Source organism: Faecalibacterium prausnitzii, from assembly GCF_003324185.1.
Taxonomy (GTDB): domain Bacteria; phylum Bacillota; class Clostridia; order Oscillospirales; family Ruminococcaceae; genus Faecalibacterium; species Faecalibacterium prausnitzii.
Window position 1 is genome coordinate 22,032 of sequence record NZ_PXUP01000022.1, and the last position, 14,917, is coordinate 36,948.

General features: G+C 59.7%; 13 protein-coding genes, 1 tRNA gene and 1 other annotated feature. Of the genes, 3 read left to right on the forward strand and 11 right to left on the reverse strand.

All coding sequences use genetic code 11. The features are described from left to right. Positions 1-88 precede the first annotated feature (88 nt). The gene (locus C7J97_RS12730) at positions 89-793 is read right to left on the reverse strand and encodes a Bax inhibitor-1/YccA family protein (protein WP_113992544.1); all 705 of its coding nucleotides are present in this window, start codon (positions 791-793) and stop codon (positions 89-91) included. A 108-nt stretch (positions 794-901) separates the two neighbouring features. Between C7J97_RS12730 and hemW the strand changes: the two genes are divergently transcribed. Further along, a complete protein-coding gene (gene hemW / locus C7J97_RS12735; RefSeq protein ID WP_113992545.1) occupies positions 902-1,984 on the forward strand; it encodes a radical SAM family heme chaperone HemW in 1,083 nt (360 codons plus the stop codon). Positions 1,985-2,342: 358 nt separating this feature from the next. On the opposite strand, the gene C7J97_RS12745 is transcribed toward hemW, so the two are convergent. Continuing rightward, positions 2,343-2,427, reverse strand: a tRNA-Tyr gene (locus C7J97_RS12745). Between the two features lie 205 nt (positions 2,428-2,632). On the opposite strand from C7J97_RS12745, the gene C7J97_RS12750 reads away from it, so the two are divergent. Then, positions 2,633-3,304 carry a sugar transferase gene (locus C7J97_RS12750; protein WP_113992547.1) on the forward strand — a complete coding sequence of 224 codons (672 nt, stop codon included), beginning with the start codon at positions 2,633-2,635 and terminating at the stop codon, positions 3,302-3,304. Between the two features lie 46 nt (positions 3,305-3,350). On the opposite strand, the gene ilvD is transcribed toward C7J97_RS12750, so the two are convergent. From ilvD to ilvB, 4 genes are all read right to left on the reverse strand, one after another. Further along, positions 3,351-5,009, reverse strand: coding sequence for a dihydroxy-acid dehydratase (gene ilvD / locus C7J97_RS12755; RefSeq protein ID WP_113992548.1), 1,659 nt, complete (start codon positions 5,007-5,009; stop codon positions 3,351-3,353). Positions 5,010-5,175: 166 nt separating this feature from the next. Next, positions 5,176-6,195, reverse strand: coding sequence for a ketol-acid reductoisomerase (gene ilvC, locus C7J97_RS12760; protein WP_055186968.1), 1,020 nt, complete (start codon positions 6,193-6,195; stop codon positions 5,176-5,178). Between the two features lie 99 nt (positions 6,196-6,294). Further along, positions 6,295-6,858, reverse strand: a complete 564-nt coding sequence (gene ilvN, locus C7J97_RS12765) for an acetolactate synthase small subunit (RefSeq protein ID WP_113992549.1) — start codon at positions 6,856-6,858, stop codon at positions 6,295-6,297. Positions 6,859-6,873: 15 nt separating this feature from the next. Continuing rightward, the gene (ilvB, locus tag C7J97_RS12770) at positions 6,874-8,538 is read right to left on the reverse strand and encodes a biosynthetic-type acetolactate synthase large subunit (RefSeq protein WP_044959584.1); all 1,665 of its coding nucleotides are present in this window, start codon (positions 8,536-8,538) and stop codon (positions 6,874-6,876) included. An 87-nt stretch (positions 8,539-8,625) separates the two neighbouring features. Further along, positions 8,626-8,883: a binding site (T-box leader), on the reverse strand. Between the two features lie 181 nt (positions 8,884-9,064). On the opposite strand from ilvB, the gene C7J97_RS12775 reads away from it, so the two are divergent. Next, positions 9,065-10,282, forward strand: a complete 1,218-nt coding sequence (locus tag C7J97_RS12775) for an ATP-binding protein (protein ID WP_113992550.1) — start codon at positions 9,065-9,067, stop codon at positions 10,280-10,282. An 87-nt stretch (positions 10,283-10,369) separates the two neighbouring features. On the opposite strand, the gene C7J97_RS12780 is transcribed toward C7J97_RS12775, so the two are convergent. The 5 genes from C7J97_RS12780 to C7J97_RS12800 all read right to left on the reverse strand — a co-directional run. Further along, entirely contained in the window at positions 10,370-10,744 is a 375-nt protein-coding gene (locus tag C7J97_RS12780) for a RidA family protein (RefSeq protein WP_005920739.1), read from the reverse strand. A 71-nt stretch (positions 10,745-10,815) separates the two neighbouring features. Next, positions 10,816-12,021 carry a threonine ammonia-lyase gene (gene ilvA / locus C7J97_RS12785; RefSeq protein ID WP_113992551.1) on the reverse strand — a complete coding sequence of 402 codons (1,206 nt, stop codon included), beginning with the start codon at positions 12,019-12,021 and terminating at the stop codon, positions 10,816-10,818. A 142-nt stretch (positions 12,022-12,163) separates the two neighbouring features. Then, on the reverse strand, positions 12,164-13,072 hold the full coding sequence (locus C7J97_RS12790; protein WP_113992552.1) for a TPM domain-containing protein: 909 nt from the start codon (positions 13,070-13,072) through the stop codon (positions 12,164-12,166). Beyond that, on the reverse strand, positions 13,069-13,827 hold the full coding sequence (locus tag C7J97_RS12795; protein ID WP_113992553.1) for a LemA: 759 nt from the start codon (positions 13,825-13,827) through the stop codon (positions 13,069-13,071). Before C7J97_RS12795 ends, C7J97_RS12790 begins: the two co-directional genes overlap by 4 nt. A gap of 1 nt (position 13,828) precedes the next feature. Beyond that, positions 13,829-14,917: toxic anion resistance protein (locus C7J97_RS12800; RefSeq protein ID WP_207657574.1), on the reverse strand; the 1,089-nt coding region annotated here is incomplete at its 5' end.

Here is a 14,917-nt window from a genome sequence, read left to right on the forward strand (position 1 = left end):
CGTTATCCCTTTTTTACGCAAAAAAATCGGTCAGACCCGCAGGCCTGACCGATTTTTTGCTTATCAATGATGTTGCAGCGCTGTACGCTTAATCGCGGCGGCGGCTGTTGAGACCCAGCAGACGCACCACATACAGGAAGATGTTGATGAAGTCCAGATACAGCGTCAGTGCGCCGTAGATGGAAGCCTTTTCCGCCAGCTCGCTGTCCCCTGCGTAGTAGGAGTACATCTGGCTCAGCTTCTGGGTATCGTAGGCGGTCAGCAGCATGAACACCACCAGACCGATGCCGGAGTACAGCACCGTGCTCATAAAGCCCATGCCGAACAAAAGACCAACAAAACCGGTAACGATCAGCGCAAACAACGCCATCATCAGCTTGGGACCCCAACCGGACAGGTCTTTGTGGGTGGTGGTGCCGTAAACTGCCATCAGACCGAAGTACAGCGAGGTGGCAAGGAAGGCCAGCACCAGTGTGCCCAGATCAAAGGCAAGGAAATAGTAGCTCAGTACCATGCCGTTGAGCAGGGCGTAGCCTAAGAACACCCCTCTTGCCGCACCCACGGACATATTCTGCACCCGGGCACTCAGCACGAACACCAGCGCCAGCTCGGCAATGGTGAACAGCAGGTACAGCGAATTGACCACATAAAACAGCGGGGTGGTGGCGGTTACAAACGCCGCCGCAAAGGTGATCAGCAGTCCCAGCGCCATCCAGCGGTAGGTGCGGGTCATATAATCAGCCGAGGTCATTGTAGGCTCTGCATAGCCACGGTTGTAATTGTTATAACTCATCTGGGTTCCTCCAGTCTATTCTGCGGAGCATTTCTCTCTTGCTCCGGTCTACGGAATATAGTATACTGCATAGAAATGAACGTTTCATGAAAAAGGCTGTGATATTGTATGTCCCTTGGACTTTATCTGCATATTCCCTACTGTTTTTCCAAATGTCGGTACTGCGATTTTTATTCCCACCCCGGGGAGCGGGGCGTACCGGACGCCTATGTGGACGCGCTGTTGCGGGAGCTGCACCGCTTTGCGCCGGACGCGCCCCTGCGGCCGGACACCCTCTATTTCGGCGGCGGCACGCCCAGCCTGCTCACCCCGGCGCAGGCAGAACGGCTCATCCGGGCAGCAGACCCCGTGCCCGGTGCAGAGATCACCTTGGAGGCAAACCCCGAGACTGTCACCGAGGAGAGTCTGCGGGGCTTCCGGGCAGCAGGGGTGAACCGCATCTCCTTCGGGGTGCAGTCTGCCCGGGACACCCAGCTGCGCACCCTTGGCCGCCCGCACAATGCCAAGCAGGCGCGGGCAGCCTTTGCCGCTGCCCGGCGCGCCGGGTTTGAGAATATCAGCGGCGACATCATGCTGGCGCTGCCCCACTATACGCAGGCCGAGTTTGACGAGACACTGGAGCTGATCGAAAAAGGCGGTGCCACCCACATCTCGGCTTACCTTTTAAAAATCGAGCCGGACTCTGCCTTCGGCAAGCACCCGCCAGAGGGTCTGCCCACAAGCGATGAAGCCGCCGATTTCTACCTTTATGCCGTGGAGCAGCTGGAACACCACGGCTACCGCCAGTACGAGATCTCCAACTTTGCAAAGCCGGGCTACGAGGGGAAGCATAACCTCATCTACTGGGACTGCGGCGACTATCTGGGCCTTGGCCCTGCGGCACACTCCTGCATGGGCGGCAAGCGGTTCTGCTACGCGCCGGACACCGCCGCCTTTCTGCAGGACGCCGCCGCACCCATCATGGACGGCAGCTGCGGTGCAGAGGACTACCTGATCTTGCAGCTGCGGCTGCGCAAGGGGCTCGATCTTGATGCCTACAAAACCCTGTACGACAAGCAGTTTTCCACCGCGCAACTGGCCTTTGTGCAAAACTGCGTCCGCGCCGGGTACGCCACCTTTGATGGCCGCATCCTCGCCCTGACCCCCGCCGGACTTATTGTGCAAAACAGTATTCTTGCACAGCTGCTCTGATGGGAGGGCGAAGCAGAAATAGCAGGAAAAAGTATCGTAAAACAAAACCGCAGCGTATTTTGATACGTTGCGGTTTTTTGGTGGGCGCGGGTGGATGTCGCGAGCCGCGCAGAAAAGGAACCCGGGTCGCGGCTCCCAGCGGCTGCATCGTGCCTTGGGCGGCACGCGCATCCTGCTGGCCGCAGCCCCAACAGCTCCTCCCTGTTTCTGCCGCTGGCAGCGGTCGTCGCTGTTGCACAGGGGCTTTTTTACCCGCCGGACTATTCGGCGGGTCGATGCTGTTCGAATCCACCCTTGCAGCCCCTTTTTCAAGGCAGATAAAACAGAAACTCCGGTACCCATTGGATACCGGAGTTCTTGGTGGGCGCGGGTGGATTCGAACCACCGAAGCTGAAAGCAGCAGATTTACAGTCTGTCCCCATTGGCCACTCGGGAACACGCCCATATTCAATTGTTGTGCATCCGTGCGCCGGACGACTTGTTTATTTTAGCATGAGAAAAGGGTTTTGTCAACCACCTTTTTTCACTTTTTTTCAGCAGGCTCACAGTCCCCTGCCCGCCGCGCTTCATCCGGTTGAATTGCGTCCTGTTTTATGTTAAAATAATGTAAAGATTCTACACATTTTACAGGCAGGAGTGGGTCATTGCATGGAGTCAACAATCAGCGCCGCCCCGCAAATTTCTATCGACCGGGAAAAGACGCTGCGCAGCCACCGGCGTTACTGGGTGCTGCGGCGTGCACAGGACATCGTGTTCTCCCTGCTGGCGCTGATCCTGCTTGCGCCGCTGGCACTGCTGATCAGCCTTGCCATCGTGCTGGACAGCCCCGGAGACGGAGCTATTTTCCGGCAGCGGCGGGTAGGACGGGACGGCAAGCTGTTCTGGCTGTATAAGTTTCGCACCATGTGCCCGGACGCCGAGGAGCAGCTGAATGAGCTGCTGAGCCAGAACCAGATGGACGGCCCGGTGTTCAAGATCGAGGGCGACCCCCGCATTACCCGGGTGGGACGTTTTCTGCGCAAGACCAGTCTGGACGAGCTGCCACAGCTGCTCAACGTGCTGCGGGGCGATATGAGCATCGTGGGGCCGCGCCCCGCACTGCCCCGGGAGGTAGAGCTGTACAGCGACTACCAGCGCCAGCGGCTGTACGTCACCCCCGGACTGAGCTGCTACTGGCAGATCGCACCCCACCGTAACGAGATGAGCTTTGACGAGTGGGTGGCGCTGGATCTGAAATACATCCAGGAGCGCAGCTTCTGGGTGGACTGGAAGATCATCTTCCTCACCGTCCGCGCCATGCTCATGAAATATGGAGAGTGACAAAAGCGCCTGTTGTGCATCCGCACAACAGGCGCTTTTGTTACGTTTATTTCAGCACCGCACCCAGATTTGCACTGGTGACCATGCGGGCGTAACGGCTCAGCCAGCCGGTCTTGATGTTGGGCTCGGGCGCAACGTACTTTGCCTTGCGCTCGGCCAGCACTGCGTCGCTGACCTCCAGCTTGATGGAGGCGTTGGGGATATCGATGGTAATGGTATCCCCTTCTTCGATCAGGCCGATGGGGCCGCCGGAGGCCGCCTCCGGGCTGACATGGCCGATGGCAGCACCGCGGGATGCGCCGGAGAAGCGGCCATCCGTGATGAGGGCTACCGTCTTATCCAGCTTCATGCCTGCCAGCGCAGAGGTGGGGTTGAGCATCTCCCGCATACCCGGGCCGCCCTTGGGGCCTTCGTAGCGGATGACCACCACATCGCCCGGGACGATCTTGCCCGCGTAGATGGCGGCGATGGCTTCCTCCTCGCTGTTGAACACCCGCGCCGGGCCTGCGTGCTTCTGCATCTCCGGGGCCACGGCACTGCGCTTGACCACACAGCCATCCGGGGCAATGTTGCCCCACAGGATCTGCAGACCGCCGTTCTCAGAGTAGGGGTTCTCGATGGGACGGATGGCCTTTTCGTTCAGGATATGGGCACCCTTGATGTTCTCGCCAAGGGTCTTGCCGGTGACGGTGGGCACGTCCAAGTCCAGCAGGCCCTTCTTGGCCAGCTCCGCCTGTACTGCCGGGATGCCGCCCGCTGCGTACAGATCCGGCATATGGGTGGGGCCTGCCGGTGCCAGATGGCACAGGTTGGGGGTCTTGGCGCTGATCTCGTTGAACAGCTTCAGGTCGATGGGCACACCGGCTTCGTAGGCGATAGCCAGCAGGTGCAGCACCGTGTTGGTGGAGCAGCCCAGTGCCATATCGCAGGTCAGTGCGTTGCGGATGGAGCGCTCGTTGATGATCTGGCGTGCGGTGATGCCCTTGCGCACCATCTCCATCACAGCCATACCGGCGTGCTTTGCCAGCTGCAGACGCTTGGAGTACACAGCCGGGATGGTGCCGTTGCCGGGCAGTGCGATGCCGATGGCCTCGCACAGGCAGTTCATGCTGTTGGCGGTGTACATACCGGAGCAGCTGCCGCAGCTGGGACAGCAGTTGCAGGTGCAGTCCTCCAGCTGCTCGTCGGTGATCATACCGGCCTTATAGGCGCCCACGGCCTCGAACATCTTGGAAAGGCTCACTTCCTCGCCGCCGTAAGTACCGGCCAGCATGGGACCGCCGGAGCAGACCACGGCGGGCACATCCATGCGCACCGCTGCCATCACCATGCCGGGCACGATCTTATCGCAGTTGGGCACCAGCACAAGGCCGTCCAGCTGGTGTGCCATCAGCATGGTCTCCACGCTGTCGCAGATCAGTTCACGGGAGGCCAGAGAGTACTTCATGCCCACATGACCCATGGCGATGCCATCGCATACACCGATGGCGGGGATCAGGATGGGGGTACCACCGGCCATCTGCACACCGGCCTTGACAGCCTCGGCGATCTTATCCAGATTCATGTGTCCGGGCACGATCTCGCTGTAGGCGCTTACCACGCCGATGAGGGGGCGCTCCAGCTCCTCCGGGGTGTAGCCCAGCGCATAAAACAAGCTGCGGTTGGGCGCGCGCTCCGAGCCCTTAGTCACATTGTCACTTCTCATTGCAAATCCTCTTTTCTGATAAAGCCCTCTCCGTCACGGCTGTATCGTGCCACCTCTCCCGAGAGGGAGAGGTTTTCGCGGAGGAGCTATAAGGTTCCCTTTTCAACAAAAACTCCCCCTTTCGGGGGAGCTGACCGCCGAAAAGCGGTCTGAGAGGGTTCTCCTCTTACTTCTTCAGCCAGCTCATCATGCTGCGCAGTTCAGCACCCACCTTCTCGATGGGCAGCTCAGCCTCCATACGGCGCTTGGCAAGGAAGTGCACCTTGCGGCCGCCCTTGGGGCTCATCTCGGTCAGGAACTCAGAAGCAAAGGTGCCGTCCTGGATCTCGGTCAGAACCTTCTTCATCTCCTTGCGGGTCTCCTCGGTAATCAGGCGCTTGCCGGTGCGGTAGTCGCCGTACTCGGCAGTGTTGGAGATGGAGTAGCGCATCTTGGAGAAGCCGCCCTCGTTGATCAGGTCAACGATCAGCTTCATCTCGTGGCAGGTCTCAAAGTAGGCCATCTCGGGCTCGTAGCCGGCCTCCACCAGCGTATCGAAGCCGGCGTGGATCAGCTCGGAAACACCGCCGCACAGCACGGCCTGCTCGCCGAACAGATCGGTCTCGGTCTCCTCCTTGAAGGTGGTCTGCAGAATGCCTGCACGGCCTGCGCCGATGCCGGAAGCATAAGCCAGTGCGATATCCTTGGCCTTACCGGTGTAGTCCTGCTCCACGCAGATCAGAGAGGGGCAGCCCTCGCCCTCGGTGTACAGGCGGCGCACGATATGGCCGGGGCCCTTGGGAGCGATCATGATGACGTCCACGTTCTTGGGAGCGGTGATGGTCTTGAAGTGGATGTTGAAGCCGTGTGCAAAGGCCAGTGCCTTGCCCTCGGTCATGTAGGGAGCAACCTGAGTGTTGTAGATATCGGCGCACAGCTCGTCGGGCACCAGCATCATGACAACATCGCCGGCCTTGGCAGCCTCTTCCACTTCCATCACCTTGAAGTTTTCGTGGGTGGCAGCGAACTCAGAAGCCTTTGCCCAGTGTGCAGAACCCTTGCGCAGGCCCACCACAACGTTGACGCCGCTCTCGGCCAGATTCTCAGAGTGTGCATGACCCTGGCTGCCGAAGCCGATGACAGCGACGGTCTTGCCGTCCAGCACGCCGAGGTTGCAGTCGGAATCGTAGTATTTCTTGATAGCCATAATCGTTAGTCTCCTTTTACATTAACTGGTTGGTTTATCTTCCGGTCTTGTATGCTCTGTTCTATCTTTCGCTCACCCTGAGCGGAAAAGCAATGTGATTTATGCCCGTATTGCGCCCGGCGGGGGCAGCTGGACGGAGCGCACCTCCTGCGGCGGCTTCTGGATATGCTGGTGCATCCCGCCGCGCTCCAGTGCGGTAACTCCGGTGCGGCACTGCTCAAGGATGTTGTAGCCCTCGAACATTTTCAGGAAAGCGTCCAGCTTGTCCGGCCGGCCGATGAGTTCAAACACCATGCTGTCCGGGGAAAGATCAATGATCTTTGCCTTGTAGATGCAGGCGATCTCCCGCAGCTCTGTGCGGTTGTGCACGTCCGATTCCACCTTGAGCAGCAGCAGCTCCCGCTCCAGCGCTTTTTCGCTGTCCAGCACGAACACCTGCCGGGTGACTTCCAGCCGCTCGGTCTGCAATACCAGCTGCTGCAAGGCCTTTTCATCGCTGGTAATGGTCACTGTGATGCGGCTAACTGCCGGGTCGTTGGTGGCGGACACCGTAAGGCTGTCGATATTGAAGCCGCGGCGGCAGAACAGGCTGGACACCCGGGCCAGAACGCCGCTCTGGTTGTCCACCAGCAGGCTGATGACCCTGCGCTGATCAGATTCCATGATGCTGTGTCCTCCTTATTCCATGATGATGTCGTTGATATCGCCGCCGCCGGGGATCATGGGCAGCACCTTTTCGTCTTTGTCGATGATGCACTCGATCCAAGTGGGGCCTTTCTGCTGCAGGGCGTCTGCAAAGGCTTCCTGAAACTCCGGCAGGTTGGTGCAGCGGTAGCCCTTCAGGCCAAAGCCGTCTGCCAGCTTGACAAAATCGGTCTTGCGGTGGGGGTCGGTCTGGCTGTAACGCTTGCCGTAAAAGCTGGTCTGCCACTGGCGCACCATGCCCAGCACCGAGTTATTGAAGATGACCGTGATGATGGGCAGCTCGTAGCTGACGGCGGTGCAGGCTTCGTTCAGGTTCATGTGGAAGGAGGCGTCACCGGTAAACATCACCACACGCTGCTGGCGTCCCAGTGCCATCTGGGCACCAATGGCGGCACCGTAGCCAAAGCCCATGGTGCCAAGGCCGCCGCTGGTGATAAAGCCACGGCTCTTGGTGTGGCGCAGGTACTGCGCCGCCCACATCTGGTGCTGACCCACGTCGGTAACATACACGGCGTCGGGGCCGCACTGGTTGCACACCTCGCCGATGACCTGATGGGGCATCAGCCGGGTGGGGTCGGACACAGGGTGGTAATCCTGTGCCTGCCAGCTCTGGATCATCGTCATCCAGTCCGGGTGCTTGGCGGGCTTGATCTGGGGCAGCATGGCGTTCAGCACATAGGCTGCATCGCCCACGATGGAAAGATCCACGTCCACGTTCTTGCCCAGCTCGCTGGCGTCAATGTCGATCTGGATGATGGTGGCGTTCTTGGCAAAGGTCTTGGGGTTCAGCGCCACACGGTCGGAAAAGCGGGTGCCCACCGCGATGAGCACATCGCACTCCGCCACTGCCCGGTTGGAGGTGTAGCAGCCGTGCATCCCCAGCATCCCCAGATTCATCGGGTCGCCGTAGGGCACAACGCCTGCCGCCATCAGGGTGTAGGTAGCAGGGATCTCCGCCTTGTGCAGCAGATCCCGCAGCGGCTGGCAGCTGGCTGCGCTGCGCACGCCGCCGCCAAAGTACACCAGCGGACGCTGTGCGGCGTTGATGAGGTCTGCCGCCCAGTGCACCTGCTCCTCATTATAGGTAGTTACGGTGCGGATGGGCTCCGGCTGCTTGGGGGTGAACTCGCACACCGCTGCGGTCACGTCCTTGGGGATGTCCACCAGCACCGGGCCCTTGCGGCCGCTCTGCGCAATGCGGAAGGCCGCCCGCATGGTGTCAGCCAAGTCCTCTACCCGGCGCACCGTGAAATTATGCTTTGTGATGGGCACGGTGATGCCCTCGATGTACGCTTCCTGAAAGCCGTCCTTGCCGATACTGCTGGTGGGCACGTTGCCGGTAAAGGCCACCATGGGCACCGAGTCCATATAGGCGGTGGCAATGCCGGTGACCAGATTGGTGGCACCCGGGCCGCTGGTGGCCAGCACCACGCCGGTGCGGCCGGTGGCGCGGGCGTAGCCGTCCGCTGCATGGGCTGCGCCCTGCTCGTGGGCGGTAAGCACATGGGTGATGCGGTCGGCATTCTTATACAGCTCGTCGTAAAGGTTCAGCACAGCGCCGCCGGGGTAGCCAAAAAGAGTGTCCACTCCCTGCTCGCACAGGACCTCTACAAAGATCTGAGAACCATTCAACTGCATGGTGTTGCTCCTATTCCTGTTCCACTTCTTATCCATTCCCTCAGGGAGAGCTTTTGAAAAAGAAAAAGCCCTTGTCCCCTGCTTTCTTCAAGAGACAAAGACCTTGTAACATCAAGCTCTCTGCGGTACCACTCTCGTTGGCGTGCTGTGCACACCCTCTCACGGGCTTCCAACAAAGCCCTGCACGGTAACGGCTGCAACCGGCGCTGCTTACAAGGGTTTTGCACCCGTTGGGCAGGCTGCTCCGGGATGATTTTCCGCACGAAACGCTGACTGCCTTGCACCAGACGGCAGCTCTCTGAACAGTGGGGATCGTGTGGTACTTTTTCCCATCTGCGCATTTGTTGATGTAAATTATACTATAAACCGGGCTTTTGTCAATCGACAATTTGTAACCTGAATCACCCGAAAGATGAAGCATTTTTAACACCCCTTGCATCCAAGCCTGAACCGCTGTATACTTTTGATATCCGCGTACCTGCGTTTTGTAGGGTATGTGCCAATGGAGAGGAAAAGGGATCGACCTATGAAATTAAGAGAATGGAATGCCCATCTGCATGGGCTTGTTGTGTTCCGCGCCCTGCTGAACGACCCTGTTGTGGCAAAGCTTTTAGACCTGACCGACCGCATGGAGGCCGGCAGCTCCTCCTACGGCCCGGTGTGCGATGCCGTAGCCGCCTTTGAGGCCGCTTTGTTCGAGTACACCACCAACTGGGGCAGCTACCTGAGCAGCGCCGTGCTGGAGGCCGAGACCATCTGCGTGCGGCAGGCCGCTGCCGGGCAGCTGGACGCGCTGCTGCAAAGCGCCTTGGACAGCGAGCTGCAGTTTTTGCAGCAGCTGTGCGGGCTGACGCTGGACGAACTGTTCCAGACCGCCTACTCGGAGCAGGCGCAGCGGCCGGAGTTGGCGTTCCTGCCCCGGTGGCAGACCTGTGAGCTTGACCTTGCCGCCGCCTACACCCAGCGCATGAGCGAGGTGGGCAAAAAGGGCTACGGTATGTTTGCAAAGCACCATGTATTCACGGTGGAGAACGGCCAGCTTGTGCCGGTAAAATACCCCGACCCGCAGCGCCTTTCCGAGCTGCCAGGCTACGAGAAGGAGCGGGAAAAGGTGATTGCCAACACAAAGGCACTGCTAGCCGGGATGCCCGCCAACAATGTGCTGCTGTACGGTGACGCCGGTACCGGCAAATCCAGCGCGGTAAAGGCCATTGCCAACGAGTTTGCGCCCGAGGGGCTGCGGCTGGTAGAGGTGAAAAAGAACCAGCTGTACCAGATCCCCGACCTGATGGACAAGCTGGCGGCAAACCCGCTCAAGTTCATTTTGTTCATCGACGATCTGAGCTTTACCGCCAACGACGACAACTTTGCCGCCTTGAAGGCCATCCTGGAGGGCAGCGTAGGCGGCCGCGCCCAGAACATTGCGGTGTACGCCACTTCCAACCGCCGCCATCTCATCAAGGAGACTCTCTCGGACCGCACCGGCGACGACATCCACGAAGCCGACACCCGGCAGGAGCTGATGAGCCTTTCTGCCCGGTTCGGCCTGACGGTCACCTTCCAGCGGCCGGAAAAGGCACGGTTCGAGACCATTCTGGAGGAGCTGGCAAAGCAGCACAACATCCAGATGCCCACCGAGCAGCTGCTGCTCAAGGCCGAGGCCTTCGCTCTGCGTGCCGGCGGCCGCAGCCCCCGGGTGGCCAAGCAATTCATCGAGCAATGCGAGGCCGGTGTGCAGAAGTAAACGCACCAGTTTTAAATGTTATCAAAAAGCGGGACACCAAAGCATCCGCAGATGCTCCGGTGTCCCGCTTTTCTTGTCTTTATTCGCTCAGTCCCGCACGGCGATGCACTCGATCTCCAGCTTTGCGCCCTTGGGGATGGCTGCCACCTGCACACAGCTGCGGGCGGGGAACGGCTCGGCAAAGGCCTTGGCGTACTCTGCGTTCACTGCGGCAAAATCGTTGATGTCGGCCAGAAAGATCACCGTCTTGACCACGTTGTTCATGGAAAGCCCCGCCTCGGCCAGAATCGCCTTCAGGTTGGCAAGGCTCTGGGCGGCCTGCTGCTCCACGGTATCAGCCATGGTGCCGGTGGCTGGGTCTACCGGGAGCTGCCCGGAAACAAACACCATATTGCCCAGATCCAGTGCCTGACTGTAAGGGCCGATGGCGGCAGGTGCGTTGGCGGTAGATACGACTTTCATAGTATATTTTCTCCTTTATATTACTTTAAGTTTGATGCAAATTCTCTTTTCACTCAGGCAAACGATGAAGTTTACACCCGCTCGCTGACCAGCTGGAAGCCGGCCTTGGTCAGCTCGGTGCGGATCTGCTCGATCTGGGCGGCATCGCGGGTCTCCAGCGTCAGCTTGAGGAAGCAGCTGGAGATGGGCATATTGGGGTCGGAGCCGTCATGCTGCACCGACACCACATTGCTGCCGCAGCGGGATACCACCTCGGCCACCTTTTTCAGCTGGCCGGGCTTGTCCTCCAGCGCGATGGTCAGGTTTGCCTTGCGGCCGCTCATCACAAGACCGCGGGTGATGACGCGGTTCAGGATGTTTACATCAATGTTGCCGCCGGAGATGACGCAGGCCACCTTTTTGCCCTCTACCGGCAGCTTGTGGAACAGCACTGCCGCCACCGGCACAGCGCCTGCACCCTCAGCCACCAGCTTCTGGTTCTCCATCAGGGAGAGAATGGCCGCCGCCGTCTCGTCCTCGGTCACGGTAACGATATCGTCCACATACTGCTCGCATAGCTGATAGGTCAGCTCGCCCGGGGTCTTGACCTGAATACCGTCCGCAAAGGTGGAAGCAGATTTCAGGGTCTGGTACTTGTGCTCGTGCAGGCTGCGGTACATACTGGGGGCACCCTCGGCCTGTACGCTGTACACCTTGACCTCCGGGCGCAGGGTCTTGATGGCAAAGGCAATACCGGAAATCAGTCCGCCGCCGCCCACCGGCACCACCACAGCATCCACATCCGGCAGCTGGTCAAGGATCTCCAAGCCGATGGTACCCTGCCCGGCGATGACCTGCTCGTCATCGTAGGGGTGGATAAAGGTCATGTCGTACTCCTTTTGCAGCTGCACGGCCTTGTCGTGGGCTTCGTCGTAGGTGCCGGGCACAAGGCAGACCTCCGCGCCCAGATTTTTGGTGTTTTCCACCTTCATCAGGGGTGCGCCGTCCGGCATACAGACGATGCTGCGGATGCCGCGCCGGGTAGCCGCCAGCGCCACACCCTGCGCATGGTTGCCCGCAGAGCAGGCAATGACGCCCTTGGCGCTCTCCTCCTCAGAAAGCTGGCTGATTTTATAGTAAGCGCCCCGCACCTTAAAGCTGCCGGTGGCCTGCAGGTTCTCGGTCTTGAGGTACAGCTGGCAGTCCTTGGACAGCTTGGGGGCTTCGATGAGGTCGGTCTTGCGCGCCACGTCCTTCAGCACAAAGGCGGCGTGGTAGATCTTATCCAGAGTCAGCATGACAGATACTTCCTTTATTTTTCGTGATGTCATCCAGTATAAGTTACAAAAATTGTTTTGTCAAATGAATTCCATTCACGATAAAAGGCGTAAAAAAGAGAAAGGCAGTGGTAAAGCCACCGCCTTTCTCTTTTTATTCTCATTACCGCCCACGGCCACCGCCGCCGCCATGGCTGGAACCACCGCCCATGCCACCGAAGCCGCCGCCGAAACCGCCGCGGCCGGCACCGCCCCCGAAGGAGCCGCCGCCCATGCCGCCAAAGCCGCCGTAGAAGCCGCCCGGCGGGGGCGGCGGGTTATGCGGGCCGCGCCGCCGTCCACGGGGAGGCCGGGGCCCGCCGAAGCACCACAGCCAGCCGCAGGGGCTGGCAAAAACATAGGCCATCGACCGGATGATGACGATGAGCAGCACAACGCTGACCACAAGGGTCAGGATGTCGGTCAGGGTGCTGCCGCCGCTGCTCTGCCCGCCCTGATAGCCGGGCTGCACGGTGCTGCCGTTACCGGTGCCGCCGGAAAGGCTGACGCCGTAGATATCCGCGATGGTGTTTGCCACGTTGCGGGCACAGGTGGTCACTGCGCCGTCATAATCCTTTGCGGCGAACTGGTCCTCCATGGTCTGGGCGATGGCGCTGGACTGCTTTGCCAGCGTGGTGTTGCGGAAACCGTCGCCGTAGGTCAGGTAGTAGTCGCCGTCCGCGTACTGTGCCGACTCCATCACAAGCAGGATCAGAACGCCGTTGTTCTTGGAGGAGGAACCGATGCCCCACGCGTTGAAGGCCTGTGTGGCGTATTCCTCTGTGGAATCATTGCCTGTATATTCTACAGTCAGTACACCGATCTGCGCGCCGCTGCAGCTGGATTCCAGCTGGGCGTTCAGTTCGGTGATGGTCTGCACGGTGCTGCTGCTCAGCACACCGGCATCGTCCACCACGCACTGATCCTTGGGCAGGCTGGGCAGCTGGGCGGCAAAAGCCGCCGGGCACAGCACTGCCGCGCTGACCACCACGGCCAGCACCAGTGCGCTGATGCGTTTTGCAAAGTTTTTCATGCGAAGGGCTCAACCTCCTTCACGCCGGACAAAGCGCCCAGTACACTGGCCGGGAAGCCGCCGACTTCATTCTGATATTCATACACCGCCGTATTGTACTGCAAAGTACCAATGATGGTGGCTGCGCTGTTGAACTGGCCGTACTGCCCCTGCACCGCACCCATCTTCATGGGGTCTGCGGCCTGCTCCTGCAATTTTGCATACAGCTGGTCGATGGCAGCGCCCAGTGCCTGATCGGCCTGATACAGCGCGTGCATCGTGCTGCCCTGATAATAGGGCAGCGAGGTCAGCGACTGGCTTTTGCCGCCGTTCTGCACCGCCTGCAGGCAAGCGGAGAAATCGTTCAGAGCCGTCTGTGCAGACAGCACCTCGGCGCTGTCTGCACCAAGAGTATTGGAGGCGGTGGTCAGGATGTTCGCCGCCGTATTCTCCCGGGTGGTCAGCTCCTCGCTCAGGTTATAACCGTTGTCGGCGGCGACCCCTGCGGTGAACCACTGACGGGCAGTGTTGTACTTGCCGCGCAGCTTGGCGCTGCCAAAGCCGAAAAAGGCGGCCAGCATCACCACTACGCTCAAGGCCAGCGCCGCCGCCCGGGTGGAAAGCGCTGCGGGCAGCTTTGCTTCCAGTGCGGCCAGCTTCTGCTGGCGGGGCGTCAGCCTTACAGTCTGCTCCGGCTTTGCTTTTTCGCGGTAGCTGCCCGCGTCAAAACCGCCGGGAGCGGTTTGTTTGTTCTGAGAAAAATCAGCGTTTGCCATTTCAGCTCCGGATCTCCATCATTTTGGTTTTCAGTTCGTCCTCGATGCGGGTCAGCTCCTGCTCGGCGGCGGCACGCTTTGCGCGGCCCTCGCTCTGAATCTTGTTCAGCTCGTCCAGCGTCTCGATCAGGCTCTTGTTGGTCTGCTGCAGGGTCTCGATATCCACGATGCCGCGCTGGCTCTCCTTGGCGGTCTCAATGGTGCCCAGCTTCAGCGCCTCGGCGTTCTTCTTCAGCAGATCGTTGGTCATGTTGGTCACAGCGCGCTCTGCCTGCATGGCCTGCTGGCTGTGTGCCAGACCCAGTGCCAGCACCATCTGGTTCTTCCACAGCGGGATGGTGTTCACGATGGTGGACTGGATCTTTTCTGCCATCATGGTGTTGTTGTTCTGCAGCAGACGGATCTGGGGGCCCATCTGCAAACTGATGTTGCGGGTCAGTTCCAGATCGTACAGCTTTTTCTCAAAGCGCTCGCACTGGTCGGCAAGGTCGCGGGCAGCCTGTGCGTCCTCCGGCAGACCGGAGACCTTGGCCTTATCCATGGCCTGCTGCAATTCGTTGGCACGCACATCGGCCAGCTTTTTCTTGCCGGCAAGGATATACATACTCAGTTCCTTGAAGTAGGCCATGTTCAGCTCGTACATCTTGTCCAGCATGGCGATGTCCTTGAGCAGCTGCACCTGATGGGCTTCCAGCATGGACTGGATCTTTTCCACGTTGGTCTCGGTCTTGTCGTACTTGGTCTTGAGGGCATCCAGCTGGCTGGTCTTTTTCTTGAAAAAGCCCATAATGCCCTTCTGCTGCTCCTCGTTGGCATCAAAACTCTTCAGCTCGCCAATGAGGTCGGTGATCATATCGCCCACCTCGCCCAGATCCTTGGTGGACACCTTGGAGAGGGCTGCTTCGGAGAAATCGCCGATCTTCTTCTGGCAGGCAGAGCCGTACTGCAGCACCTGCTGGCTGTTGGTGATATCAATCTTCTGGGCAAACTGATCCACCATGGCCTGTTCCTCGGGGCTCAGGTTCACCTGTGCCTCCGGGGCGGGGGCAGCGGCAGGCTTTTCCTCCTGCGGCACAGCGGCGGGGGTGGG